Genomic DNA, 24,501 nt, shown 5'->3' with positions numbered 1-24,501 from the left:
GCCTGGTCGTCACCACCCGCCACGGACTGCCGGTGCGACCCCCGACGGCCGTCGAGCTCGCCGCGCCACCGGGCGGCGACCCGCCCGCACCACCCGGGGCGGCGGCATACCAACCACCGACCGGCGAACGCGCCCGCTGGCACGACATCGAGATCCTCCCCGACCACCTCGCGCACCGGCACCGCCACCTCCACACCGTGCAGCCCATCGACGCCACCGACAATCCCCAGGACGACGACCCTCCCTGGCCACAACGTGACGCGGACGACGAACTGGTCCCGAAGCTCTACCGCACCTGGGACGACAACGACTAGCTGGCTGCAGGAGCGACGCACCGAGCCCCCATGACGACGCGAGGTCGCCTGGGGGCTCGGGTATGCCGCGTGCGCGCCGAAGCGCGCGGGTTCACTCGGTGGGGGGCTTGGCCTCGGACATCGGCTCCGCGGAGATGTCGGGCATACGCCAGCGAGCGGTCGTCATGCCGGCCTCCTTGGCGCGCTGGATCGCCTCGCGCACCACGCGCTCGGCCTCCTCGCGGCCCGCCCAGTGGGCACCCTCGACGGACTTGCCGGGCTCGAGGTCCTTGTAGGTCTCGAAGAAGTGCTGGATCTCGAGGCGGTCGAAGCTGCTCACCTGCTCGAGGTCGACGAGGTGGGCCTGGCGCGGGTCTCCGGCCGGCACGCAGAGGATCTTGTCGTCGCCGCCGGCCTCGTCGCGCATGTGGAACATGCCGATCGGGCGCACCCTGACCAGGCAGCCGGGGAAGGTGGGCTCCTCCAGCAGGACCAACGCGTCGAGCGGGTCGCTGTCCTCGCCGAGGCTGTCCTCGACGTAGCCGTAGTCAGCCGGGTAGCGGGTGGAGGTGAACAGCAGCCGGTCCAGCCGGATCCGGCCGGTCTCGTGGTCCACCTCGTACTTGTTGCGATGACCCTTCGGGATCTCGATGGTGACGTCGAACTCCACGACGATGTCCCTTCCGTAGTGCGCATACCTGAGACGTGCTGCGCGCGCCTATGACCTAGGCTCGCGGCTAAGTGTTCCGTATGACGCAAGTCCAGCGCTGAGGGGGTCGAGTGCGTCGATTCCTGGCCGCCCTGCTGGCGGTGGTGCTGCTCGCCGTCGCGTACGCCGCGCTGGACGTGTTCGACGTCGTGCCGGGGATCCTCACCAGGGAGCAGCCGCAGGCGGCTCAGACCACCCCCACGCCGACCGGCACGGCGACGCCCACCAGCGTCGCCGTCCCGACGGTCGACGACGCCGCGCAGCCGCTCCAGCCGGCCTCGGCCAGTGCCCCCATCCCGAGCCCGGCAGGGCTGGCCACGGTCCTCGCCCCGGTCGTCGCCGACCCGGCGTTGCGCCCGGGCCCGGGAGTCGTGGTCCGCGACGCGTTCACGGGTCAGACGTTGTTCAGCAAGGCCGCGACCACCCCGCGCATACCCGCCTCGACCGCGAAGCTGCTCACCGCGCTGGCGGTGGGGACCACACTCGACCCGCTGTCGACCCTGCCCACGAGGGTGGTCCAGGGGGCAGGTCCCGACCAGGTGGTCCTGGTGGCGGGCGGCGACACGATGCTCGCCAAGGGCAAGGGCTCACCCACCGCCGTCGAGGGACGGGCTGGGCTCGGCGACCTCGCCGCCCAGGTCGGCGCAGCGTTGCAGGCCGCCGGCACCACGAAGGTGACGCTGCGGCTGGACACCACCTACGCCAAGGGGGCTCGGTGGGCTCCCGGCTGGAGCCAGGCCGATGTCAACGCGGGCTTCACGGGCGGCGTGTCCATGCTCGGCCTCGCCGGCCAGCGGGCGATTCCCTATCGCCCGGCCCCGCGGAACCCGGAGGCGGCCACCGGTGCGGCGTTCGTGGCCGCGCTGGCCAAGGTGGGGATCACCGCGACGCTGACCCGCGAGAGCTCCTGGTCGACGCCCGTACCGGCCGGCGCCACCGAGCTGGGGCGCGTGGAGTCCGCGCCCGTGGCTGACCTCCTGGCCCTGGCGCTCGACGAGAGCGACAACGCCCTCACCGAAGGCCTGGCGCGTCAGGCCACGGTGAAGGAAGGGGGCGCGGCCACCTTCGCCGCGGCGGTCGCCTTCGTGCGGAAGGCGGTGCAGGCGGAGGGGGTGGACCTGACCGGGGTGAGGCTCAAGGACACCAGCGGGCTGACCGCAGGCCAGGCGATCCCGCCCCAGGTGCTGTCCGACGTGCTCCAGCTCGGGGCCGACGGCTCCGTGCCCGCGCTGCAGGACACCCTCTCGAGGCTCCCGGTCGCCGGGCTGACCGGCACCCTCGCCACCCGGTTCCAGGCGAAGAACACCCACGCCGTGGCCGGGCTCGCCCGGGCCAAGACCGGCACCCTCACCGGGACCAGCGCGATGGCCGGCACGGTGATGGACGCCGACGGCCGGGTGCTGTCCTACGTGGTGCAGGCCGACGGGCTCCCCGGCGGCGTCGGAACCCTCGACGCACGGGCCGCGTTGGACCGCTTCGTGGCGGTGCTCGCGACCTGCGGGTGTCCCTGACCTACCGTGAGGGGATGACCGTGTCCGACGCCGCAGCACCGCACGTCACCCGCTATGTCGACTGGCAGTTCGCCAAGACCACCGGCGCCCGGCTCGTCCCGGCCGGACCGAAGGTGACCGGTGCGGAGGCTGCCGAGGTCGTCGCCTCGGTGCGCGCGGCCGCGCTGGCCGCCCAGCAGCCGGTCGCCGAGACCGCCCGGCTCCACGCGCCCGGGGACGCCCCCGGCCCCGTGGTCGTCGACCGCCGCACCTGGATCTCGCTCAACGCCGACTCGATGTCGGCGTTGATGGACCCCGTGTTCGGCAAGCTCGTCGACGCCCAGAAATCCGCCCCCAACCCGACTGTGCAGGCCATCGGTGGCAAGGTGACCGGCGGTGAGGCGGGTGCGTTGCTGGCCTTCATGTCGAGCAAAGTCCTCGGCCAGTACGACCTGGCCCCCGGCGGCACGCCCCAGCTCATGCTGGTCGCCCCCAACCTCGTCCAGGTCGAGCGCGAGCTCAAGGTGGACCCCGCAGACTTCCGCCTCTGGGTCTGCATGCACGAGGAGACCCACCGCGTGCAGTTCACCGCCGTGCCGTGGCTGCGCGACCACATGATCGAGCGGGTGCGCACGCTCGCGGCCGACATGGTGCCCGACCCGGAGTCGTTGCAGGAGACCCTGTCGCGACTCGGCAAGCAGCTGCCGGAGTCGCTCAAGAGTGGCGGCGCGGGCCTGACCGACCTCATCGCGACGCCCGAGCAGCGCGCCCAGCTGGCCCAGGTCACGGCCGTGATGTCCCTCCTGGAGGGTCACGCCGACGTCGTCATGGACGAGGTCGGTCCGCAGGTGATCCCGTCCGTCGCGCAGATCCGCAGCCGGTTCAACGAGCGCCGCAAGGGCGTCGGTGCCTTCGACCGGGTGCTGCGCCGGCTGCTCGGCCTCGAGGCGAAGATGCGGCAGTACCGCGACGGCGCCGTCTTCGTGCGCACGGTCGTCGACCAGGTCGGCATGGACGGCTTCAACCGGGTATGGGAGTCGCCGCAGACCCTGCCCAAGCCGACCGAGATCGAGACGCCCTCGGCCTGGGTCGCACGGGTCCACGGCTGACCTCGTGACCGGCCCCCACCCGGCGACGGCGGCGATCAGGCTCGCCGTCCGCGAGACACTCGGCGAGTGCGACCCCGGCGACCTGGTCCTGGTGGCCTGCAGCGGGGGAGCGGACTCGCTCGCGCTCGCCGCCGCCGTGGCGTTCGAGGCCCCGAAGCTCGCTGTCCGCCCCGGCGCGGTCGTCGTCGACCACGGCCTCGACCGCAACTCGACGGTCGTGGCGCACCAGGCCGGTGAGCAGTGCGCGGCCCTCGGGCTGGCGCCCGTGGGCACCGTCCCGGTCGAGGTCCGCGCCGGGGACGACGGGCTCGAGGCAGCCGCCCGCGCCGCCCGGTACGCGGCGTTCGACGAAGCAGCCCTGCGCCATGGAGCCCGACTGGTGTTCCTCGGCCACACGCTCGACGACCAGGCCGAGCAGGTCCTCCTGGGCCTCACCCGGGGCTCCGGCGCCCGTTCCCTGGCCGGTATGCCGCGGGCCCGCGACCGCTTCCGACGTCCCCTCCTGGGCGTGACGAGGGAGCAGACCCGTGCGTCCTGTGCCGCTGAAGGACTGACGTGGTGGGACGACCCGATGAACGAGGACCCCGCGTTCACGAGGGTGCGGGCCCGGCGGGCGCTGGTCGACCTCGAGCGCGACCTGGGTCCGGGGGTTGCCCCGGCGTTGGCCCGCACGGCGGACCAGCTGCGCGAGGACGCCGACCACCTCGACGCGCTCGCCGACGACGCGGTCGCGACCTTGGGGGCGGGGCCGTGGCCGACCAAGGACCTGCTCGCGCTGCCGCGCCCGGTGCGGACACGGGTGTGGCGCAGGCTCGCCGTCGCGGCCGGGGCGCCGGCCGGACAGGTGAGCACGCGGCATACCGAGGCGTGCGACGCACTGCTCACGGACTGGCACGGACAGGGGCCGGTGAGCCTCCCCGGACCGCTGCAGGCCACTCGCTCCGACGGCCGGGTATCCATCGCCCCACCCGCTCGGGTTGAATAGCCCCGCACCCCGAGCCGACAACTGAGGGAGTTTGAGCCGTGGACGCTGCCCACATGGGAGCCGATCTCGAGAAGGTCCTCATCACCGAGGAACAGATCCTCGCCCGGCTCGACGAGCTGGCTGCGGAGATCTGGGCGGAGTACGACGGCAAGGACCTCCTGCTGGTGGGGGTGCTCAAGGGGGCCGTCATGGTGATGGCCGACCTGTCGCGCGCGCTGCCAGGCACGGCCCCCGTCGACTGGATGGCGGTGTCGTCCTACGGATCGGGCACCAAGTCGTCCGGCGTGGTGCGCATCCTCAAGGACCTCGACACCGACATCACCGGCAAGCACGTGCTGATCGTCGAGGACATCGTCGACTCCGGGCTCACGCTGTCGTGGATCAGGTCGAACCTCGAGTCGCGCTCCCCGGCCTCGGTCGAGATCTGCACCCTGCTGCGCAAGCCGGAGGCGGCCAAGGTCGAGATCGACGTGAAATGGGTCGGTTTCGACATCCCCAACGAGTTCGTCGTGGGCTACGGCCTCGACTACGCGGAGAAGTTCCGCAACCTGCGTGAAGTGGGGACCCTCGCGCCCCACGTCTACGCCTGAGGCGTAGTCGGAACACCGGGCCCATCCGGGTCGTTGTCCAGCACGAACCACCCGGGTACTGCGTAGTACCGTCGTGGCAGAGCCGTGCCCAGGCCGGGCAACGGCACAGAGCGTGAGCGAGCAGGAGGAACGGGGCGCCCAGCCCCGCTACACACATGGATTTCAAGCGCATCCTTCGGGCACCCCTGTTCTGGGTCGTCGCCGTCATCGCGATCACGCTGATGGTCTTCAGCCTGAGCGACGCCGGCGGCTACACGCGGATCGACACCTCCGCGGCGCAGCAGCTCATCACCGAGAAGAAGGTCGAGCGGGCGGTCGTCACCAACAACGAGGTGGTGGACCTCGACCTCAAGAAGGGCGAGTCCTACTCCGACGGCAAGAACGTCAAGAACGCCACCAAGGTCCGCACCCAGTACGTCGAGGCTGCCGGCCCGTCCTTCATCAAGCTGCTCGAGGACAACACCCCGCCCGGCCGCATCAACCAGGTCAACAAGGACACCAACCCGCTGCTCTCGCTGCTCGGCTCCCTCCTGCCGATCATCATCCTGCTGGGCCTGTTCTGGTTCCTGATGACGCAGATGCAGGGCGGCGGCTCCCGCGTCATGCAGTTCGGCAAGTCCAAGGCCAAGCTCGCCACCAAGGACACCCCGAAGGTCACCTTCGCCGACGTCGCGGGCGCTGACGAGGCCGTCGAGGAGCTCCACGAGATCAAGGAGTTCCTGGCCGAGCCGGCCAAGTTCCTCGCCGTCGGGGCCAAGATCCCCAAGGGCGTCCTGCTCTACGGCCCTCCCGGCACCGGCAAGACCCTGCTCGCGCGCGCCGTCGCCGGCGAGGCGGGCGTGCCGTTCTACTCGATCTCCGGCTCGGACTTCGTCGAGATGTTCGTCGGTGTGGGTGCCTCCCGCGTGCGTGACCTGTTCGAGCAGGCCAAGGTCAACGCCCCCGCGATCGTCTTCGTCGACGAGATCGACGCCGTCGGCCGGCACCGTGGTGCCGGTCTCGGCGGTGGCCACGACGAGCGCGAGCAGACCCTCAACCAACTGCTGGTCGAGATGGACGGCTTCGACGTCAAGACCAACGTCATCCTCATCGCGGCGACCAACCGCCCCGACATCCTCGACCCGGCGCTCCTGCGCCCCGGCCGGTTCGACCGCCAGATCGCGGTCGAGGCGCCCGACATGATCGGCCGGCACCGGATCCTCGAGGTGCACTCCCAGGGCAAGCCGATGGCCACCGGCGTCGACCTGCTCGCCGTCGCCCGGCGCACGCCCGGCTTCACCGGCGCCGACCTCGCCAACGTCCTCAACGAGGCGGCGCTGCTGACCGCCCGCAGCGACGGCAAGCTGATCGACGACGCCGCGCTCGACGAGGCCATCGACCGCGTGATCGCCGGCCCGCAGAAGCGCACGCGCATCATGTCGGCCAAGGAGCGCAAGATCACGGCCTACCACGAGGGCGGGCACGCCATCGTCGCCGCGGCGATGAACCACCTCGACCCGGTGACCAAGGTGACGATCCTTCCCCGCGGTCGGGCGCTCGGCTACACGATGGTGATGCCGACCGACGACAAGTACTCCACGACCCGCAACGAGATCCTCGACCAGCTCTCCTACGCCATGGGCGGGCGCGTCGCGGAGGAGGTCGTCTTCCACGACCCGACCACCGGCGCCTCGAACGACATCGAGAAGGCCACCGGGATGGCCCGCAAGATGGTCACCGAGTTCGGCATGAGCGAGCGGATCGGCGCCATCAAGCTGGGCCAGCCGCAGGGTGAGGTCTTCCTCGGCCGCGACATGGGCCACCAGCGCGACTACTCCGAAGAGGTCGCAGGGGTCGTCGACGAGGAGGTGCGCAAGCTCATCGACGCGGCGCACGACGAGGCGTGGCACGTCATCAACGACAACCGCGACATCCTCGACAAGCTCGTCCTCGACCTGCTCGAGCACGAGACCCTCAACGCCAAGGAGCTCGCGACGATCTTCGCCCCGATCCGCAAGCGGCCGCTGCGCCCGACCTGGTTGTCGAGCGAGACCCGTTTCCTGTCCGACCAGCCCCCGGTGCTCACGCCCGCGGAGAAGGCCGCGCAGAACGGCTCGGCGGCGCCCCTGGAGGCCGCGGGCACCGACCGCGCCACCGCGGAGGCGATCGACAAGGCTGCCGAGGCCGGCGCGGTGAAGGCTCCGGAGGAGCACCCAGCCACTCAGGTGATCGAGATCCCCGAGGGTGGCCAGGTCGATCCGAATGCCCACTGAGCGCGGGACGCACGTGGTCGACCAGGCCCGTGCCGAGGCGGCGGTCCGCGAGCTGCTGATCGCCATCGGTGAGGACCCCGACCGCGATGGGCTCGTCGACACGCCGGCCCGGGTGGCCCGCGCCTACGGCGAGTTCTTCGCCGGGTTGTCCCTCGACGCCGCGCAGGTCCTCTCCAAGACGTTCGAGATCGACCACGAGGAGATGATCCTGGTGCGCGACATCGAGGTCTACTCCATGTGCGAGCACCACCTCGTGCCGTTCCACGGCGTCGCCCACGTGGGTTACATCCCCGCCAAGGACGGCCGGGTCACCGGCCTCTCGAAGATCGCCCGGCTCGTGGAGATGTACGCCCGGCGGCCCCAGGTGCAGGAGCGGCTCACGACGCAGGTCGCCGATGCGCTGTGCACCCACCTGGGCGCCCAGGGCGTCATCGTGATCGTCGAGTGCGAGCACCTCTGCATGTCGATGCGAGGCATCCGCAAGCCCGGGTCCCGCACCATCACCTCGGCGGTCCGCGGGCAGCTGCGTGACGGGGCCACCCGGGCCGAGGCCATGGCGCTGCTCCTGGGTGGCAAGCGGTGACCGGACGCGATCTCGCGCGCCCCCACACCACCAAGCTCCCCGGCATACTCACGGCCTCGCGGGCGCCACGGCTGCTCGGCAGCCTCACCTATGTCGTCGGCACCCTCGACCTGCTGACCGGCCTGCTGCACTCCTGGCGGGTGCACCTGCAGGGGCTCACCGAGCTGCTCCCCGGTGCCCTCTCGGACGCGGCGGCGGCGGCCACCGTCGTCTCCGGCATCTTCCTCATCGTGCTCGGCCACTCGCTCAAGCGACGCAAGCGGCGGGCCTGGCGAGCGGCCGTCGCGCTGCTGACCCTCTCGGTGGTCCTGCACGCCGTCAAGACCGAACCAGCCTCGGCCGTCATCTCCCTGGTGGGACTGGCGCTGCTCGTGCGGCACCGTGCGGAGTTCCGGGCGCTCGGCGACCCGTCGACCAGGTGGCGGGCGGTGCGGGCCTTCGTGCTGCTCCTGGTCGTCTCCGTCGTCATCGGCGGCGTCGTCCTGTGGCTCAACCGCCGCGACGTCGTGGGCGGGTTCCCGGGTCTCGGTGCGCTGGTGCAGGAGCTCGGGCTCGGGATGGTCGGGCTGGACGGACCGCTGGTCTTCACCCAGGACCGGGCGGCCGACATCGTGGGGTCGTTGCTGCTGGGCCTCGGGCTGATGACGCTCCTGACGCCCGCCTACCTCGCGCTGCGCCCACCCGAGCCGAGGCCCGCGCTGACCGACGCCGACGAGGTGGCGCTGCGCCGGCTCGTCGGGCTGCACGGTGACTCGCTCGCCTACTTCAACACCCGGCGGGACAAGTCGGTGGTCTGGTCCTCGTCCGGCAAGGCGGCCGTCGCCTACCGCGTCGTCTCGGGCGTGATGCTGGCCAGCGGTGACCCCGTGGGCGACCCGGAGGCGTGGCCGGGCGCCATCCAGGCCTTCCTGGCCGAGGCGCGCGCGCACGCCTGGACGCCCGCCGTCCTCGGCTGCTCCGAGCACGCCGGCACCGTCTGGGTGCGCGAGACCGGCTTCACCGCGCTCGAGCTCGGCGACGAGGCCGTCGTCGACGCCTCCGCCTTCACCCTCACCGGTCGCCCCATGCGCAACGTGCGCCAGATGGTCGGCCGCGTCGCGCGTGCCGGGTATGCCGTGGAGGTGTGCCGCGTCCGCGACGTCACCGCCGAGGTGCGGGACAAGGCCCTGGCCGACGCCGCGGCCTGGCGGTCCAGTGCCACCGAGCGCGGGTTCTCGATGGCGCTCGGCAGGCTGCTGGAGGACGGCGATCCTGAGTGCGTCTTCGTGGCGGCACGGCAGGATGGGGTCGTGCGCGCGTTCCTGCAGTTCGTCCCCTGGGGCTCCGACGGGATGTCCCTGGACGTCATGCGTCGCGACGCGACGGCCGACGCGGGCGTCAACGAGCTGATGATCACCGAGACCCTGGCGGCGGCTACCGGGCTCGGTGTGCAGCGGGTCTCGCTCAACTTCGCGGCGTTCCGTTCGGTGCTCGAGCGCGGCGGCAAGCTCGGGGCGGGGCCGGTGCTCAGAGCCTGGCGGCGGGTGCTGCTGTTCGCGTCGCGGTGGCTGCAGATCGAGAGCCTCTACCGGTTCAACGCCAAGTTCCAGCCGCAGTGGCAGCCGCGGTTCCTCGTCTACCCGTCGGGGTCGGACCTACCGCGGGTGGGACTCGCGGCCCTGGAGGCCGAGGCGTTCCTGACCTGGCCGAAGCTGGGTCGCCTCGGGGGTGGCGCGTGACCGTCGCACCTGGTGCCCGCACCCTCGAGTGGCCCCTCCAGCGCGCCGACGGGCTCCCGGTCGTCATGGGCGTGGTCAACGTGACCCCCGACTCCTTCAGCGATGGCGGCCAGTGGTTCGAGCCGGCGGCGGCGATCGAGCACGGCCGGGAGCTGCTGGCCCAAGGGGCTGACGTCCTCGACGTCGGCGGCGAGTCGACCCGCCCCGGGGCCGAGCGCCCCTCGGTGGCCGAGGAGCTCCGTCGGGTGCTGCCGGTCGTGTCGGCGCTCGCCCAGGAGGGTGCGCTCGTCTCGGTCGACACGATGCGCGCTGAGGTGGCGGGGCAAGCCCTCCGAGCCGGTGCCGCCATCGTCAACGACGTCAGCGGTGGCCTCGCCGACGAGGACATGGTGGGTGTCGTGGCAGGCACCGGTGCGCCGTTCATCGCGATGCACTGGCGGGGGCACAGCGCCGACATGCAGTCCAAGGCGGTCTATGACGACGTGGTCGCCGACGTGGTGTCCGAGCTCTCCCAGCGAGCGCGGGAGCTCGTCGCGGCGGGTCTCGAGCCGAGCCGGATCGTGCTCGACCCCGGGTTCGGGTTCGCCAAGCTGACGGCCCACAACTGGTCCCTGCTGCGTGGCCTCGACCGCCTCCTCGAGCTCGAGCACCCCCTCCTCGTCGGCACGTCGCGCAAGACGTTCCTCGGACGGCTTGGCGTCGCTCCGGGCCGTGACCCCCGGCCGCCGCTCGACCGTGACATCGCCACCGCCGCCACGTCGATGCACGCGGCCAGGCTGGGAGCCTGGGGTGTGCGCGTGCACCACGTGCCGTCGACGCTCGACGCGATGCGGGTCGCCCAGGCCATCGACTCGGCCGAGGCGTCGGCCGGCGAGGTCGCCCCGTGACGACCACAACCAGGACAGAGGCGCTGCAGTGACCGACCAGATCGTGCTCAAGGGCATTGCGGCCAAGGGCCACCACGGCGTGCTCGACTTCGAGAAACGCGACGGGCAGGTGTTCGTCGTCGACGTCACCATGCACGTCGACCTCGCGCCGGCCGGTGCCAGCGACGACCTCGCCGACACCGTCAACTACGCCGAGGTGGCCGGTGACGTCGTGGCGCTGATCGAAGGCGACCCGCTCGACCTCATCGAGGCCCTGGCGTCCCGCATCGCCGACCGGGTGCTGGCTCGGCCACTTGTCGAGGCGGTCGAGGTCGTGGTGCACAAGCCAGAGGCACCGGTGGGACATCCGTTCACCGACGTGCAGGTCCGGGTGACGAGGGAGCGGCAGTCCCACGTGGTGATCGCAATGGGCTCCAACATCGGCGACTCGATCGAGACCCTCCACGACGCCGCGATCTCGCTCTACGGCCTGATCGACATCATCGAGGTCTCGGCCCCCGTCGAGACCGACCCCGTCGGCGGACCTGAGCAGCCGGTCTTCCTCAACGCGGTCGTGACGGGCACGACCCACCTGGCGCCCTCGTCTCTGCTGGCCGGGCTGCACGACATCGAGCGGGCCCACGGCCGCACCCGCGAGGTGCACTGGGGCCCGCGCACCCTCGACCTCGACCTGATCCAGTACGGCGACCCGGTATTCGACACCGACGTGGTGATGGACAGCCCCACGCTGACGCTGCCCCACCCCCGGGCCCACGAGCGCGGGTTCGTGCTCGTGCCGTGGCTCGCGGCGGACGGCGAGGCCGTGCTGCGCGTCGAAGGCCAGGTGCGCCGGGTCGCCGACCTCGTCAGCGACCTGGACGTGTCCGGCGTCCGGCCCGGACCCGACGTCGACCTCCTGGAGGGCCCGTGGTGAACGACGGCAGGGGTCTGCGCTGGTCGCAGCTCGTGGGGCTCGCCCTCGTGGTCGGCCTGGTGTCCTGGATCGGGTGGCGGTTCTACCTCAACGCGGGGCACCTCCTCGGCCCGGCTTCCTGGGTCTCCGCGGTGCTGATCGTCGCCATGGCGATCCTGGTCATCGGAGCCGGCCTGCCGGTGCGCCGCTTCCTGCGGGGAGAGGCCCGCAAGACGCTCAGCCCGATCCGCGCCGCCCGCACCCTGGTGCTCGCCCAGGCGGCAGCGCTGACCGGATCGGCCGTGCTGGGCTGGTATGCCGCCCAGGTCGCGCACGCCCTCGCCGACGTCGACCTGCCCGGCTACCGCGCCCTCCTGTGGCGGTTGCTCGCCCTCACGGTGGCGTCCCTGGTGCTCGCCGCAGCCGGGATGCTGACCCAGCGGATGTGCCGCGTCGACCCGCCCGGTGACCGGGAGCGCGACCGCGACCCACGCCCCTGACGGCTACTTGTCGACGTCGCCGACCACGAAGAACATCGAGCCGAGGATCGCCACCATGTCGGCGATGAGGTTGCCGGGCAGCACCTCCGCCAGCACCGCCACGTTGTTGAACGACGCCGACCGCAGCTTGAGCCGCCACGGGGTCTTCTCCCCGCGGGAGACCAGGTAGTAGCCGTTGAAGCCGAGTGGGTTCTCGGTCGCGGTGTAGAGGTCCCCCTCGGGGACCTTCAGCACCTTGGGCAGCTTGACGTTCACCGGGCCCTGGGGGAGCGTCCGCAACCGGTCGAGACAGGCCTCGGCGAGGTCGAGGCTGACGTGCACCTGCTCGAGCAGCACCTCGAGGCGGGCGAGGCAGTCGCCCGCGGTGCGGGTCACCACTCGGCCGGGGCCACCGTCCGCGAACAGCTCGCCGTACGCGAGGTACGGCTCGTCGCGCCGCAGGTCCATGTCGACCCCGGCGGCACGTGCGATCGGGCCCGAAACGCCATACGCTGCAATGATTTCCGGCGTGACGATGCCGACCCCTCGCGTGCGCGCCTCGAGGATCTCGTTGCCCACGATCAGCGCCTCGATGTCGGGAAGCCGCCCGCGGACGGCCTGCACGGCATACGCGACTCGGTCGAGCCAACCGGCCGGGAGGTCCTCCTTCAGGCCGCCGACGCGGTTGAACATGTAGTGCATCCGCCCGCCGGAGGCCTCCTCCATGACCGCCTGGAGCTCCTCGCGCTCGCGGAAGGCGTAGAAGATCGGCGTGATGGCACCGAGCTCGAGGGGGTAGGAGCCCAGGAACATCAGGTGGTTGAGGACCCGGTTGAGCTCGGCCAGAAGGGTCCGCGCCCAGACTGCCCGCTCGGGGACCTCCATGCCGAGCATCCGCTCGACGCCGAGCACCACGCCGAGCTCGGACGAGAAGGCGGACAGCCAGTCGTGCCGGTTGGCCAGGACGATGATCTGGCGGTAGTCGCGCACCTCGAAGAGCTTCTCGGCGCCGCGGTGCATGTAGCCGACGATGGGCTCGGCGGAGAGGATGCGCTCGCCGTCGACCACGATCCGCAGGCGCAGGACGCCGTGCGTGGCGGGGTGCTGCGGACCGATGTTGAGCACCATGTCGGCGGTGGCCAGGCCGCCCGCGCCCATGCCGACGGTGAGCTCGCGCCGGCCTTCCGTCGTGGTCACCCCGTCAGTCTGCCGTATGCCGCGTGGCTCGCCCGGTCAGCGCCCGTGGCTGGGTGGGGCGTCCCTCAGCCGGGGCAGCCGGGGATGTTCTGGACCGTGGTCGCAGCACCCTTGTCGTCGATCTGGACCAGCACGGTGTTCTCGCGGTTGGCGAGACCCTTGAGCGCCCCTGCGTCGACCGACTTGGTCTGCAGCGGCTGGTCGGCCGCGATGCAGTGGTGGTAGAGGATCCGCGCGCCGTCAGCGAGGGGGATCGTGTAGGTGAGCTTGGCGTTCTGGTTCTCGTACGGCACCTCACCCTTGAAGGGTCCGGTGGGGACGCCGTCCTTGGCCAGCTTGCCGTCGTCGAGCTTCTTCCAGGTCCAGCGGTCGAGCTCGAGGTACGCGACCCCGCCGACCTCGCCCGTCTTGGTGACGACCCCGAAGTCGTAGTTGCGGCCCAACACATCGGACTTGGGGGTCGTGGGGGCCGACGTCTTGGTCGCGCTCGGGGCCTTCGCCGTGACGGTCGGGGTGACCGTCACGGTGACGTTCCCGCCGGAGCCGGGGGTGTCGGATCCGCAGCCCGACAGCAGGGCGGCAGCGGCGAGGGCCGCAAGGGATCCCGCGGCGGTGGTCGCGCGCAGGTGGTGCTGGAGCTTCATGGGGACGGGGGTCCTTTCGAGGGGCAGCAACACTCAAGTCTGCCCTCCACGGAGCGCCTGACAAAACTCGCTCATCTGCGGCAGGCTGCAAAGGTGCCCACCCAGCCCACCGTCGATGCTGCCGACTTCCTCGACCTGGCCGACCCGGAAGCGGTCAGCCCACGCGCTTGACGGCCCAGAGGAAGTCGCCGAAGCCGCCCGGCGCCACGAGGGCGGCCGCCGCGGACCCGGAGGCGAGGGCCTTCAGGTAGGCGTGCGGGTCGCTGTCCGCGAGCTCGATCGGCGGGGTGCGGCCGTCGACGCCGAGGCCGCGCAGCGCGGTCCGCTGGTCGACCAGCTCGTCGTGGTCGAGGGAGTCCATCGCGACGTGCGCGGTGAGGTCGCACGAGCCGTCCGGCACAGGGGCGACCTGTTGCCCCCGCCGGTATGCCGTGAGGGTGCCGGCGGTGGGCCGGTCGCCCCCGCGGTGGCCGTAGTCCACGGCGACGACCACCCCGCGGGTCACCCGGCTCACGAGGTCGGCCCAGGCCAGGTCGCGGGGGCGGCCGACCTCCACGCGCTCGCCGGGAGCGGCGGTCGGCCAGTGGGTGGTCGCCCAGCCGAGGTCGTCGCCCTCGACCGGCTCGCCGGGGGACTCGGCACCCGTCAAAGGGTCGACCAGCAGGTGGCGCAGGACGCCCCGGTCGTCGACCTCGGCGACCGGGCACGGGACGACGTCGAGCCACTCGTGCGCGACCACGAGCGCCCCGTCGAGGTCGCGGAGCTCGTCCGGGAGGTCGGGCCCGCCGGGGGCGACGAGCCACGCGGCGGAAGCGGCAAGCGTCTCCGGCCTGGCCACGACGTCGACGCCGGTGAGCCGCAGCGCCGGCTCCGCGGCATACAGGTGGTCGAGGAGCTCGCCGCGGCCGGCGCCGACGTCGACGACGTGGCCCAGGCCGTTCTCCCGGGCCAGTCGGGCGAGCGCCGCGCCCAGGACCGCACCGGGGCCACCGTGGGTCGCGGTGCTGAAGTGGCCGGACGGACCGGTCGCCGACCGGTAGAAGCCGGCGGAGCCGTAGAGGGCCTCCTGCCACGCCACCTGCCAAGCCACCGGGGTCACCCGCCCAACCTATTGCGCGTCGTGTGCCTGAGGCGGAGGCACGGGCCCGTCTCAGGCACCCGGCTCGGGAGATAGGTTGGGCCGGTGACTTCGGCCGACGAGCGTCCCGCCCGCCTTGACGTCGGTGTCGTCGGTGCCGGGCGGGTCGGCGCCGTCCTCGGTGCGGCCCTGCAGCGCGTCGGGCACCGCGTCGTGGCCGTCTCGGGGGTCAGTGAGGAGTCGCGGGACCGCGCCGCCCACCTGCTGCCGGGGACACCGGTGCTCGCGCCGGAGGACGTCGTGCGGCAGGCCGAGCTGGTGGTCCTGGCCGTGCCCGACGACGCGCTCGCCGACCTGGTCGCAGGGCTCTCGGCGACGCGGACCTGGCAGGCCGGCCAGCTCGTCGCGCACACCTCCGGGCGCCACGGGCTCGAGGTCTACGCCCCGGCGCTCGACCAGCACGTCCTGGGACTCGCCCTGCACCCCGCCATGACGTTCACCGGCACCGGTCTCGACCTCGACCGGCTCGTCGAGTGCTGCTTCGGGGTGACCGCGCCCGAGCCGCTGCGACCGGTGGCCGAGGCGCTGGTCCTGGAGATCGGCGCCGAGCCCGTCTGGATCGAGGAGTCGGCGCGCGGGCTCTACCACGCGGCGCTCGCCCACGGCGCGAACCACCTCGTCACCCTGATCGCCCAGTCGTTGCAGGCGCTGCGCGCGGCCGGTGTGGAGTCGCCCTCGCGGGTGCTCGGGCCGTTGGTCTCCGCCGCGCTCGACAACGCCCTGCGGGCAGGTGACGCTGCCCTCACCGGGCCGGTCGCGCGGGGAGATGCGGGTACCGTTGCCGAGCACCTGCGACAACTCCAGAGCCTCACCCCCGACATCCGTCCGACCTACGTCGCGCTGGCGCGGGCGACTGCCGAGCGGGCGCTGGCCAGCGGCCGGCTCAAGCCGCACGTGGCCGAACCCCTGTTGGACATCCTCGCCACCGACCAGGAGCGATAAGTGAGCGAACAGCCCGGTATGCCGTCCGCGCCCGCGGGCGCGACCGTCACCGACCTGCCACCTTCCGGGAAGGTCGAGCCGGTGGTCGCCAGGACCCGCGAGGAGCTGCACGTCGCCCGGCGGGCGCTGACCGACGGCGACGTCGCGGTCGTCATGACGATGGGCGCGCTCCACGAGGGTCACGCGACCCTGATCGAGACCGCCCGGCAGCGGGCCGCCCACGTGGTGGTGACGATCTTCCTCAACCCCCTGCAGTTCGGGCCCCGTGAGGACCTGTCCCGCTACCCGCGGACCTTCGACTCCGACATGGAGATCTGCCGTCGCGCGGGGGTGGACCTGGTCTTCGCGCCGACCCCCGACGTGATCTACCGCGACGGCGATCCGGGGGTGCGCATCTCGGCCGGACCGCTGGGCAACGTGCTGGAGGGCCAGGCCCGTCCCGGCCACTTCGACGGCATGCTGACCGTGGTCGCCAAGCTGTTCCACCTCACCCGGGCCGACTCGGCCTACTTCGGCCAGAAGGACGCCCAGCAGCTCCTGCTGATCCGCCGGATGGTCCGCGACATCGACTTCCCCGTGAAGGTGGTGTCGGTGCCGACGGTGCGCGAGCCGGACGGGCTGGCCATGAGCAGCCGCAACACCTACCTCACCGACTCCGACCGCGAGACCGCGCTGTGCCTCTCGCGGGCGCTGCGAGCCGGCGCGGCAGCCGCAGCCGAAGGCCCCTCGGCGATCCGCAGGGCCGCCCGCACGGTCCTCGTGCGCGAGCCGTTGGCCCTGATCGACTACCTCGTCCTCGTGCACCCCTACACGTTGGAGGACGTGCCCGAGTGGTATCGCGGCGAGGCGCTGTTGGCCGTCGCCGGGCGCGTGGGCACCACCCGGCTGATCGACAACCTGCCCATCTCGGTGGGTCCGAACGGCGGGGCCCTCGAGGTCTTCTCCGACGTCGACTCCGCCGGGGCCTGACGATGCAGCGCTTCATGCTCTACGCCAAGATCCACCGGGCGACGGTCACCCAGGCCGACCTGCACTACGTCGGCTCGCTGACGATCGACCGCGACCTCATGGACGCGGCCGGGCTGCTGCCCGGTGAGCAGGTCGACGTCGTGGACGTCGACAACGGCAACCGGCTCACGACCTACGCGATCGAGGGCGAGCGGGGCAGCGGGATCGTGTGCATCAACGGCGCCGCAGCGCGGCTGATCTCGCCGGGAGACACCGTCATCATCATCGCGTATGCCGCGATGGACGACGCCGAGGCGCGCACCTTCGAGCCGCAGGTCGTCTTCGTCGACGACCACAACCGGATCGTCGAGGTCGGCCACGACGGCGGCGACGTGCCCGAGGGGTTCGGCCTCAAGACCTCTGCGGTCACCCGGCGCCACCATGACTGACCAGCCGTCGCCGGCCGCCGACCCGCTCGTGATCCCGCGGCGCCTCGTCGCGGGTGACCCGGGGTGGACCACGGCGGCCGACGTCGTCGTGGTCGGTTCCGGGATCGCCGGGCTGACGACCGCGTTGCGGCTGCGGCAGCGGGTCGACCGGGTGCTGCTCGTCACCAAGACCGTGCTCAACGAGGGGTCCACCCAGTGGGCCCAGGGCGGCATCGCCGCGGCCCTCGACCCCGGGGACTCGCCCGCGGAGCACCTGCACGACACGCTGGTCGCGGGCTGCGGCATCTGCGACGTCGCCGCGGTCACCGCCCTCGTCCACGAGGGCCCGGCGAGGGTCCGCGAGCTGGTCGCACTGGGGGCCGAGTTCGACCGCGACGCCGAGGGTGAGATCAAGCTGACCCGGGAGGGCGGGCACCACAAGGACCGGATCGCCCACGCCGGCGGCGATGCCACCGGCAAGGAGATCTCACGGGCGCTCATCGCGGCCCTGCACCAGGTGCAGGACGACCCCGGCATCGAGGTCATCGAGCACGCCCTCGTGGTGGACCTGTTGCAGGACAAGGACTCTCGCGTCTGCGGCGTGACGTTGCACGTCATCGGCGAGGGCCAGATGGACGGCGTGGGGGCGGCCACCTCGCGTGCCGTGGTGCTGGCCACCGGAGGTCTCGGACAGGTCTACTCGGCGACCACCAACCCCTCGGTCGCGACGGGTGACGGCATGGCCGCCGCGCTGCGTGCCGGCGCGATCATGGCCGACGTCGAGTTCGTGCAGTTCCACCCCACCGTGCTGTGGCTCGGCGAGGCGTCCAGCGGCCAACAGCCGCTCATCTCGGAGGCGGTGCGTGGGGAAGGGGCCTTCCTCGTCGACCGCGACGGCGTGCGCTTCATGCAGGGCCGGCACCCCCTGGCCGACCTCGCCCCACGGGACGTCGTCTCGCGAGCCATCGTCGACCGGATGCAGCAGACCGGGGAGCGGCACGTGTTCCTCGACGCGCGCCACCTCGGTCGCGAGTTCCTGGAGGCGCGCTTCCCGTCCATCGTGGCGCGCTGTCGCGAGCTCGGTTTCGACCCGGCCACCGAGCTGCTCCCCGTCGCCCCCGCGCAGCACTACGCCAGTGGCGGGGTGCGCACCGACCTCGTCGGCCGGTCCTCGCTCGACGGCCTCTACGCGTGCGGCGAGGTGTCGTGCACCGGGGTCCACGGCGCCAACCGGCTCGCCTCCAACTCCCTGCTCGAGGGACTGGTCTTCGCCCACCGCATCGCCGACGACATCAGCGAACGCCTGGCGCTGGGCGAGCTCCCGCAGTCGGCCCCGACCGCGCCGAGCGGTGACGCGGCGCTGCTCGACGGCTCCGCGCGCGTACAGGTGCAGGCGACCATGACCGAGGGCGCCGGCGCGGTGCGTTCCGCGAACTCCCTCGCCGCCACCGCCGCCGCCCTGCGCGACCTGGCCCTCGCGGCCACGTCCAACGAGCCCGGACCGCAGTCGTGGGAGACGACCAACCTCCTGCACATCGGCCAGGTGCTGACCCTGGCCGCGTCGCTGCGCGAGGAGACGCGTGGCGGGCACGTCCGCAGCGACCACACCGAGCAGGCCGACCCGCAGTGGCGTGGGCACACCCTGCTCGTCCGTGGCGCCGACACCCGCGTCACCACGACCTTCGAACCGGTCGCCGAACAGGACCTGACGTGACCGACCTGGCTTTCCCCGAGACCGACGCGCTCGCAGTCATCGGCACCGCCCTCGACGAGGACCTCGGCGGACCGGACGGGGTGGATGTCACGACGACCGCGACGATCCCCGTCGAGCAGGTGAGCACGGCGCACGTGGTCGCGCGCGAGGGTGGCGCACTGGCCGGCATACCGCTGGTCGCCATGGTCTTCGACCAGGTGGCCCGACGGATCGGCGCAGAGCCGCTGCAGGTCACGGCCGTGCGAGCCGACGGCGACGTCGTCGCGAAGGGTGACGTCGTCGCGGTGCTGGAGGGCTCGACGCAGGTCACGCTCGTCGGCGAGCGCACCATGCTCAACCTCGTGTGTCGTCTGTCGGGCATCGCGACGCACACCCATGCCTGGGCGCAGCGCCTGGAGGGCACCGGCGCCACCGTCCTCGACACCCGCAAGACGACGCCCGGGCTGCGGGCGCTGGAGAAGTACGCGGTCCGCGCGGGTGGAGGCACCAACAAGCGGATGGGCCTCTACGACGTGGCCATGATCAAGGACAACCACAAGCTGGCCGCCGGCTCGCTGAGCAAGGCGTATGCCGCGGTGCGGGCGAGGTTCCCCGACGTCCCCATCCAGGTCGAGGTCACCTCGACGCAGGAGGCGCTCGAGTCGGTGGCGGTCGGGGCGCGGTTCCTGTTGTGCGACAACATGTCCGTCGACCTGCTGCGCGAGACCGTGGCGGCCGTGCGAGCGACCGGTCAGGACGTCGAGCTGGAGGCGACGGGTGGGCTGACCCTCGACGTGGCCCGCGCCTACGCCGAGACCGGGGTCGACTACCTGTCGGTCGGCGGGCTCACGCACTCCTCGCCGATCCTCGACCTCGCCCTCGACCTCGTCGACTGACCTGACCCCGGCTGGGCGCGGGGCCCGGTAGGCCGGTCGGTACCCTTTGCGGGTGAGCCAGCCCCCCGAGAGCACCACCTCCGCCGAGGTGGCCCAGCCCGACACCGTGATCGACACCGACCTGCCCGAGCAGATGCAGGTGCGTCGCGACAAGCGCGACCGGTTGCTGGCCGAGGGGAAGCAGGCGTTCCCGGTGACGGTGCCCCGCACCCACACCCTCGCTGCGGTCCGCGAGCAGTGGGGCCACCTCGAGACCGGCGAGGAGACGCAGGACGTCGTGGCTGTCGCCGGTCGCGTGATCTTCATCCGCAACACCGGCAAGCTCGCGTTCGCGACCCTCCAGGAGGGGATCGGCACCCGGCTCCAGGTGATGCTCAGCCTCGCCGAGGTGGGCGAGGACGCGCTCGCCGAGTGGAAGTCGACCGTCGACCTCGGGGACCACGTCTTCGTCGAGGGACGGGTCATCTCGTCGCGTCGTGGCGAGCTGTCGGTGATGGCCACGCGGTGGGAGATGGCGTCGAAGGCGCTGCGCCCGCTCCCGGTGCTGCACAAGGACCTGTCCGAGGAGTCGCGGGTCCGGCAGCGCTACGCCGACCTCATCGTGCGCCAGGAGGCGCGCGACATGGTGCGCACCAAGGCTGCTGCCCTCTCGGCGATCCGCGGGGTGCTGGAGTCGCAGGGCTACCTCGAGGTCGAGACGCCGATCATCCAGCTCGTGCACGGTGGCGCGGCGGCCCGGCCGTTCCGCACCCACATGAACGCGTTCGACCAGGAGATGACCCTGCGGATCGCGTTGGAGCTCAACCTGAAGAAGGCCGTGGTCGGCGGCGTCGACCGGGTCTACGAGATGGGGCGGATCTTCCGCAACGAGGGTGTCGACGCGACCCACAGCCCCGAGTTCACGATGCTCGAGGCCTACCAGGCGTACGGCGACCAGACGACGATCGCGACCCTCATGCGAGACGTCTTCCTCGGCGTGGCCGACGCGCTCGGCTCCCGTCAGGTCGAGACCGCAGCGGGCACGGTCGACCTCGACGGCGAGTGGCGCTGGCTGCCGGTCTACCAGGGCGTGTCCGAGGCGGTGGGCGAGGTCGTCACCATCGACACGGACGTCGAGACCCTGCGCGGGTATGCCGCGAAGCACGACGTCGCCATCGACCCCGCGTGGGACAAGGACAAGGTCTTCCTCGAGCTGCTCGGCGAGCTGGTCGAGCCCGGTCTGCTGCAGCCCACCTTCCTGTGCGACTACCCCGCCATCGCCCAGCCCCTCGCGCGCCCGCACCGCAGCGAGCCCGGCCTGATCGAGGCCTGGGACCTCATCATCGGCGGCGTGGAGCGGGGCACCGGGTTCTCCGAGCTCGTCGACCCGGTGGTGCAGCGCGAGGTGCTCACCGCCCAGTCGGTGAAGGCGGCCGGTGGGGACCCCGAGGCGATGCAGCTCGACGAGGACTTCCTGCGCGCGCTGGAGTACGGCGCGCCCCCGATGGGTGGCCTCGGGTTCGGGGTCGACCGGCTCGTCATGCTGTTCACCGACGCGAGCATCCGCGAGACGATCCTGTTCCCCCACCTGAAGCCCGAGGTGTCCCGATGAGTGGCGTCTGGCCCTACGTCGCCGCGCTGATCCCGTCGGCCGGCGTCGGCTTCCTCTTCTGGCTCGTCATCAAGAACATGATCGAAGGCGACCGCAAAGAACGCCTCGCACATTCGCAATGGGATGCGGCGCACCCGGAAAATCCACCCGTGGTGGACAATTCAAAGGGCAGCGACAAAAAGGGCGCCGACAAATAGCATTGGGCGTCATTTCCCCTTTACCGTGCGACCCGATAGTTTTGGCTCGACAGAATGTCCGCGGGAAAGGATTCCAGATGGCCCAGCGAGTCAACATCGTGCTCGAGGACGACCTCGACGGTTCCGAGGCCGACGAGACCGTGACCTTCGCCCTCGACGGTGTCTCGTACGAGATCGACCTCAACGCGAAGAACGCCGCCGCCCTGCGTGATTCGTTGGCGCAGTACGTCGGTCACGCCCGCCGCGCCGCCGGTCGCCGTCCCGCCGGCCGTCCGGCCGCAGCCAGCCGTGGCACCGGGAAGCGCGACCTCGCCGATGTCCGTGAATGGGCCCGTTCCAACGGTCACCAGGTCAGCGACCGCGGCCGCATTTCCGCCGAGGTCCAGGCCGCCTACGACAAGGCGCACTGACCCTGCAGGTCACCCATGTTCCTGAGGGTTCGCCGGCACGTCCGGGCGGAGCAGGAGATCCGGTACTTTCCTGGAGCTGGCGCGACATTGTCGAAAAGCAGCGCGCCGGAATCGACGCACTGCAGCCGTGGCGCGAGCGGCTGAGCAGCTCGACGGCTCGTCAGTATGCCGCGGTCGTGCCTGAGTCGATGCCCTCCGCCTTCGTGTTGCAGTGGACCCTCGAGGCGGCTGCCGAGACCGGCGTGCACGCGGCCAGGCACGACTCCGCGGTCGTGCACCCCTTCGAGGCGGGGCTGAGCTTCGAGCTGCAGCCGAGCCAGCTCTACCCCGTGGAGGCCCGGTACGAGCGGTCGCGGGCGACGGTCGCGCCGCTGGCCGCTCGGCTGGAAGCCGCGCAGGCGGCATACCGCGCCGACGCGGTCGAGCTCGCGCTCGGCTACCACTCGACGGTGAAGCTCGGCGAGCACACCCGACGCGCGATGGTCGACGACGTGTGGGCGATGACCCTCGCCCGGGCCAGCGGGCAACGCCCTCCGGAGCGTGGGTCGTGCTGCTTCATCTACGTGCTGCCGGGCGTGCACGAGTGCTCCGGCTGCCCGCGGCTGGCCAGCTAGGCGAGCAGGTCGGCCAGGAGGTCGCCGTCGGACTCGAGGCGGTCGAGGACCTCGTCGAACATCAGCTGCTCGAACTTCTTCCCCTCCGCGCCGGCCTCGACCTCGTCCCACGACCGGGGGGCGGCCACGGTCGGGGTCTCCTTGCCGCGCAGGGAGTAGGGGCACACGGTCGTCTTGGCGGCGACGTTCTGGCTCCAGTCGAGGAAGATCTTCCCGGGGCGCAGGGACTTGGTCATCTTCCAGACGATGAGGTCGGGGTTCTTCTTGGTGAGCTCCTGCGCCAGCTGCTGCGCAAGGTCACGGGTCTGGTCGGAGGTGAGGTCGCCGGGCAGTCCCGCGTAGAGCTGCATCCCCTTGCTGCCACTGGTGACCGGGTAGAGGTCGAGGCCCAGCGCGCCGAGTCGGTCGCGCACCATGAGGGCGACCTGGGCGCACTCCTTGAGCCCCGCCGGCGCACCCGGGTCGAGGTCGATGACGAGCCGGTCGGGGTGCTGCCGCTTCCCGTCGAGCACCCGCCACTGCGGGATGTGCAGCTCGATGGAGTTGAGGTTGATGAGGTAGGTCAGCTGCGCGAGGTCCTCGACCATCGGGTAGGTGACGTCGTCGATCTTCACCCGGGGGAGCCAGGACGGCGCCCCGGACGGCAGGTTCTTCTCGAAGAAGCTCTGGTCGCCGGTGCCGTGCGGCCAGCGCACGCGGGTCAGGGCCCGGTCGGCGAGGTGGGGGAGCAGCACGTCGGCGACCTGCGCGTAGTAGTTGAGCAGCTCGCCCTTGGTGGTCTCCGTCGACGGGTACATCAGCTTGTCGAGGCTGGTGAGCTTGAGCGTGCGTCCCGCGACCTCGACGCGGGTCGCCTGCGGGACGTAGCGCTCAGGCACCGTCCACCTCCTGGAGGTCCTCGGGCGTCAGGTCGGCGCGCAGGCCGAGGTATGCCGGCTGGCGCAGCCGCCCGTCGCGCGTCACCTCGAGGGTGCGCGCCTCCACGACGACGACGGGGTCGACCCAGGTCGCGCCGACGCGGTCGAGTCGCGGCACCTCGTCGCTGAAGGGTGAGTCGGCCCTGGTGTGCGGAGCGAGTGCCTCGGCGAGCTGCACCGCCGCCCGTCCTGCGATCCCGCTGCCCATCCGGCCGGCGAACCGCCACCCCCCGGCGCCGTCGGGCACGCCCAGCAGCACCGCGCCGAGCCGCCCGGAGTCGTTGGTCTTCTCGGCCCGCCAGCCGCCCACCACCGCGGAGATCGCTGTCCGGTGCGGCGACTTGAGCCAGTCGGCCGAGCGCCGCCCGGGCAGGTACGGAGCCGACCGGCGCTTGCTCACCACCCCCTCCAGCCCCTGCTCGAGAGTGGCGGCGAAGAGCTCCCGGCCGTCGTCGTAGACCGGCGGCACCTGCCAGTGCCGGCCGGCGAGGTCGAGCCGCTCCAGCAGCTCCCGCCGCGCCGACAGCGGCTGGGCAGTGAGGTCGGAGCCATAGAGCCGCAACAGGTCGAAGACCATCAGGGTGACGGGTCGCACGGCCGACAGCCGTTCGGCCTTGCGCCGGTCCCGCACGTGCATCCGATCGGCGAGCGCCCCGAACGAGGGCCGGCCGCCGTCGAGGGCCACCACCTCGCCGTCGAGGAGCATGTCGTCGTAGGTCTCGGCGAGCGGCAGCAGCTCCGGGAAGCTCACCGTCACGTCGTTGCCGATCCGCGAGGTCAGCGTCAGCACCCCGTCGTGGACGTCGGCAAGGACACGCATGCCGTCCCACTTCACCTCGTGCAGCCACTCGTCGCCGTCGGGAATGACGGTGGTGGGACTGGCCAGCATGGGGCGCATG

General features: G+C 71.7%; 26 protein-coding genes. 20 read left to right on the top strand and 6 right to left on the bottom strand.

What is annotated here, in order from left to right; all coding sequences use genetic code 11:
* The coding region (locus ACXJKD_RS09050; RefSeq protein WP_457254147.1) for a hypothetical protein at positions 1-314 on the top strand (314 nt) is incomplete at its 5' end.
* A 91-nt stretch (positions 315-405) separates the two neighbouring features.
* Here ACXJKD_RS09050 and ACXJKD_RS09045 read toward each other — a convergent pair.
* Positions 406-963 carry an inorganic diphosphatase gene (locus ACXJKD_RS09045; RefSeq protein ID WP_344129279.1) on the bottom strand — a complete coding sequence of 186 codons (558 nt, stop codon included), beginning with the start codon at positions 961-963 and terminating at the stop codon, positions 406-408.
* 110 nt (positions 964-1,073) lie between these two features.
* Between ACXJKD_RS09045 and ACXJKD_RS09040 the strand changes: the two genes are divergently transcribed.
* The 10 genes from ACXJKD_RS09040 (at position 1,074) to ACXJKD_RS08995 (ending at position 12,008) form a co-directional block, all read left to right on the top strand.
* Positions 1,074-2,513, top strand: coding sequence for a D-alanyl-D-alanine carboxypeptidase/D-alanyl-D-alanine-endopeptidase (locus tag ACXJKD_RS09040; RefSeq protein WP_457254146.1), 1,440 nt, complete (start codon positions 1,074-1,076; stop codon positions 2,511-2,513).
* A 14-nt stretch (positions 2,514-2,527) separates the two neighbouring features.
* A complete protein-coding gene (locus ACXJKD_RS09035) occupies positions 2,528-3,601 on the top strand; it encodes a zinc-dependent metalloprotease (protein WP_457254145.1) in 1,074 nt (357 codons plus the stop codon).
* 4 nt (positions 3,602-3,605) lie between these two features.
* A complete protein-coding gene (gene tilS, locus ACXJKD_RS09030; RefSeq protein ID WP_457254144.1) occupies positions 3,606-4,586 on the top strand; it encodes a tRNA lysidine(34) synthetase TilS in 981 nt (326 codons plus the stop codon).
* Positions 4,587-4,624: 38 nt separating this feature from the next.
* Positions 4,625-5,176, top strand: coding sequence for a hypoxanthine phosphoribosyltransferase (gene hpt, locus ACXJKD_RS09025; RefSeq protein ID WP_457254143.1), 552 nt, complete (start codon positions 4,625-4,627; stop codon positions 5,174-5,176).
* A 155-nt stretch (positions 5,177-5,331) separates the two neighbouring features.
* Complete coding sequence (ftsH, locus tag ACXJKD_RS09020) at positions 5,332-7,428, top strand: ATP-dependent zinc metalloprotease FtsH (RefSeq protein WP_457254142.1); 2,097 nt, start codon at positions 5,332-5,334, stop codon at positions 7,426-7,428.
* Positions 7,418-8,011 carry a GTP cyclohydrolase I FolE gene (gene folE, locus ACXJKD_RS09015; RefSeq protein ID WP_457254141.1) on the top strand — a complete coding sequence of 198 codons (594 nt, stop codon included), beginning with the start codon at positions 7,418-7,420 and terminating at the stop codon, positions 8,009-8,011. The genes ftsH and folE overlap by 11 nt, the downstream gene beginning before the upstream one ends.
* Positions 8,008-9,729 carry a phosphatidylglycerol lysyltransferase domain-containing protein gene (locus ACXJKD_RS09010; protein WP_457254140.1) on the top strand — a complete coding sequence of 574 codons (1,722 nt, stop codon included), beginning with the start codon at positions 8,008-8,010 and terminating at the stop codon, positions 9,727-9,729. The genes folE and ACXJKD_RS09010 overlap by 4 nt, the downstream gene beginning before the upstream one ends.
* 65 nt (positions 9,730-9,794) lie before the next feature.
* On the top strand, positions 9,795-10,616 hold the full coding sequence (gene folP, locus ACXJKD_RS09005) for a dihydropteroate synthase (protein WP_457254178.1): 822 nt from the start codon (positions 9,795-9,797) through the stop codon (positions 10,614-10,616).
* A 28-nt stretch (positions 10,617-10,644) separates the two neighbouring features.
* Positions 10,645-11,529: a 2-amino-4-hydroxy-6-hydroxymethyldihydropteridine diphosphokinase gene (folK, locus tag ACXJKD_RS09000; RefSeq protein ID WP_457254139.1), complete on the top strand. Its 885-nt coding sequence runs from the start codon at positions 10,645-10,647 to the stop codon at positions 11,527-11,529.
* Positions 11,526-12,008: a DUF3180 domain-containing protein gene (locus ACXJKD_RS08995; protein ID WP_457254138.1), complete on the top strand. Its 483-nt coding sequence runs from the start codon at positions 11,526-11,528 to the stop codon at positions 12,006-12,008. Before folK ends, ACXJKD_RS08995 begins: the two co-directional genes overlap by 4 nt.
* Positions 12,009-12,011: 3 nt before the next feature.
* On the opposite strand, the gene ACXJKD_RS08990 is transcribed toward ACXJKD_RS08995, so the two are convergent.
* From ACXJKD_RS08990 to ACXJKD_RS08980, 3 genes are all read right to left on the bottom strand, one after another.
* On the bottom strand, positions 12,012-13,145 hold the full coding sequence (locus tag ACXJKD_RS08990) for an NADH-quinone oxidoreductase subunit D (RefSeq protein WP_457254177.1): 1,134 nt from the start codon (positions 13,143-13,145) through the stop codon (positions 12,012-12,014).
* A gap of 104 nt (positions 13,146-13,249) precedes the next feature.
* Entirely contained in the window at positions 13,250-13,828 is a 579-nt protein-coding gene (locus ACXJKD_RS08985) for a hypothetical protein (protein WP_457254137.1), read from the bottom strand.
* 154 nt (positions 13,829-13,982) lie between these two features.
* Positions 13,983-14,927 (bottom strand): SAM-dependent methyltransferase, encoded by a 945-nt coding sequence (locus ACXJKD_RS08980; RefSeq protein ID WP_457254135.1) that lies wholly within the window; start codon positions 14,925-14,927, stop codon positions 13,983-13,985.
* A gap of 84 nt (positions 14,928-15,011) precedes the next feature.
* Between ACXJKD_RS08980 and ACXJKD_RS08975 the strand changes: the two genes are divergently transcribed.
* The 9 genes from ACXJKD_RS08975 to ACXJKD_RS08935 all read left to right on the top strand — a co-directional run bounded on the left by ACXJKD_RS08975 (position 15,012) and on the right by ACXJKD_RS08935 (position 22,685).
* A complete protein-coding gene (locus tag ACXJKD_RS08975; RefSeq protein WP_457254134.1) occupies positions 15,012-15,908 on the top strand; it encodes a Rossmann-like and DUF2520 domain-containing protein in 897 nt (298 codons plus the stop codon).
* A gap of 18 nt (positions 15,909-15,926) precedes the next feature.
* Positions 15,927-16,877, top strand: a complete 951-nt coding sequence (gene panC / locus ACXJKD_RS08970; protein WP_457254176.1) for a pantoate--beta-alanine ligase — start codon at positions 15,927-15,929, stop codon at positions 16,875-16,877.
* 2 nt (positions 16,878-16,879) lie between these two features.
* Positions 16,880-17,305, top strand: coding sequence for an aspartate 1-decarboxylase (gene panD, locus ACXJKD_RS08965; protein WP_457254133.1), 426 nt, complete (start codon positions 16,880-16,882; stop codon positions 17,303-17,305).
* Entirely contained in the window at positions 17,298-18,998 is a 1,701-nt protein-coding gene (locus ACXJKD_RS08960; protein ID WP_457254132.1) for an L-aspartate oxidase, read from the top strand. The genes panD and ACXJKD_RS08960 overlap by 8 nt, the downstream gene beginning before the upstream one ends.
* On the top strand, positions 18,995-19,873 hold the full coding sequence (gene nadC / locus ACXJKD_RS08955) for a carboxylating nicotinate-nucleotide diphosphorylase (protein ID WP_457254131.1): 879 nt from the start codon (positions 18,995-18,997) through the stop codon (positions 19,871-19,873). The genes ACXJKD_RS08960 and nadC overlap by 4 nt, the downstream gene beginning before the upstream one ends.
* A gap of 133 nt (positions 19,874-20,006) precedes the next feature.
* Entirely contained in the window at positions 20,007-21,464 is a 1,458-nt protein-coding gene (gene lysS, locus ACXJKD_RS08950) for a lysine--tRNA ligase (protein WP_457254175.1), read from the top strand.
* Positions 21,461-21,661: a hypothetical protein gene (locus ACXJKD_RS08945; protein ID WP_457254130.1), complete on the top strand. Its 201-nt coding sequence runs from the start codon at positions 21,461-21,463 to the stop codon at positions 21,659-21,661. Before lysS ends, ACXJKD_RS08945 begins: the two co-directional genes overlap by 4 nt.
* A gap of 77 nt (positions 21,662-21,738) precedes the next feature.
* Complete coding sequence (locus ACXJKD_RS08940; RefSeq protein ID WP_056924386.1) at positions 21,739-22,071, top strand: histone-like nucleoid-structuring protein Lsr2; 333 nt, start codon at positions 21,739-21,741, stop codon at positions 22,069-22,071.
* A gap of 176 nt (positions 22,072-22,247) precedes the next feature.
* Positions 22,248-22,685, top strand: coding sequence for a (2Fe-2S)-binding protein (locus ACXJKD_RS08935; RefSeq protein WP_457254129.1), 438 nt, complete (start codon positions 22,248-22,250; stop codon positions 22,683-22,685).
* Here ACXJKD_RS08935 and ligD (ACXJKD_RS08930) read toward each other — a convergent pair.
* Positions 22,682-23,563, bottom strand: coding sequence for a non-homologous end-joining DNA ligase (gene ligD, locus ACXJKD_RS08930; protein WP_457254128.1), 882 nt, complete (start codon positions 23,561-23,563; stop codon positions 22,682-22,684). The genes ACXJKD_RS08935 and ligD (ACXJKD_RS08930) overlap by 4 nt on opposite strands.
* The gene (ligD, locus tag ACXJKD_RS08925) at positions 23,556-24,500 is read right to left on the bottom strand and encodes a non-homologous end-joining DNA ligase (protein ID WP_457254127.1); all 945 of its coding nucleotides are present in this window, start codon (positions 24,498-24,500) and stop codon (positions 23,556-23,558) included. The genes ligD (ACXJKD_RS08930) and ligD (ACXJKD_RS08925) overlap by 8 nt, the downstream gene beginning before the upstream one ends.
* Position 24,501 lies beyond the last annotated feature (1 nt).

The organism is Pedococcus sp. P5_B7, assembly GCF_054049895.1.
Note: the sequence above shows the minus strand (reverse complement) of the source record. Positions and strands in the feature narration are given on the sequence as shown.

Bases quoted from the DNA above. Each gene is read 5' to 3' on its own strand.
- ACXJKD_RS09035 (WP_457254145.1), top strand. From the start codon at position 2,528: ATGACCGTGTCCGACGCCGCAGCACCGCACGTCACCCGCTATGTCGAC.
- ftsH (WP_457254142.1), top strand. From the start codon at position 5,332: ATGGATTTCAAGCGCATCCTTCGGGCACCCCTGTTCTGGGTCGTCGCC.
- folE (WP_457254141.1), top strand. From the start codon at position 7,418: ATGCCCACTGAGCGCGGGACGCACGTGGTCGACCAGGCCCGTGCCGAG.
- folP (WP_457254178.1), top strand. From the start codon at position 9,795: ATGGGCGTGGTCAACGTGACCCCCGACTCCTTCAGCGATGGCGGCCAG.
- ACXJKD_RS08990 (WP_457254177.1), bottom strand. From the start codon at position 13,145: ATGGGCGCGGGCGGCCTGGCCACCGCCGACATGGTGCTCAACATCGGT.
- ACXJKD_RS08985 (WP_457254137.1), bottom strand. From the start codon at position 13,828: ATGAAGCTCCAGCACCACCTGCGCGCGACCACCGCCGCGGGATCCCTT.
- panC (WP_457254176.1), top strand. From the start codon at position 15,927: ATGCCGTCCGCGCCCGCGGGCGCGACCGTCACCGACCTGCCACCTTCC.
- panD (WP_457254133.1), top strand. From the start codon at position 16,880: ATGCAGCGCTTCATGCTCTACGCCAAGATCCACCGGGCGACGGTCACC.
- ACXJKD_RS08960 (WP_457254132.1), top strand. From the start codon at position 17,298: ATGACTGACCAGCCGTCGCCGGCCGCCGACCCGCTCGTGATCCCGCGG.
- lysS (WP_457254175.1), top strand. From the start codon at position 20,007: ATGCAGGTGCGTCGCGACAAGCGCGACCGGTTGCTGGCCGAGGGGAAG.
- ACXJKD_RS08945 (WP_457254130.1), top strand. From the start codon at position 21,461: ATGAGTGGCGTCTGGCCCTACGTCGCCGCGCTGATCCCGTCGGCCGGC.
- ACXJKD_RS08940 (WP_056924386.1), top strand. From the start codon at position 21,739: ATGGCCCAGCGAGTCAACATCGTGCTCGAGGACGACCTCGACGGTTCC.
- ligD (WP_457254127.1), bottom strand. From the start codon at position 24,500: ATGCGCCCCATGCTGGCCAGTCCCACCACCGTCATTCCCGACGGCGAC.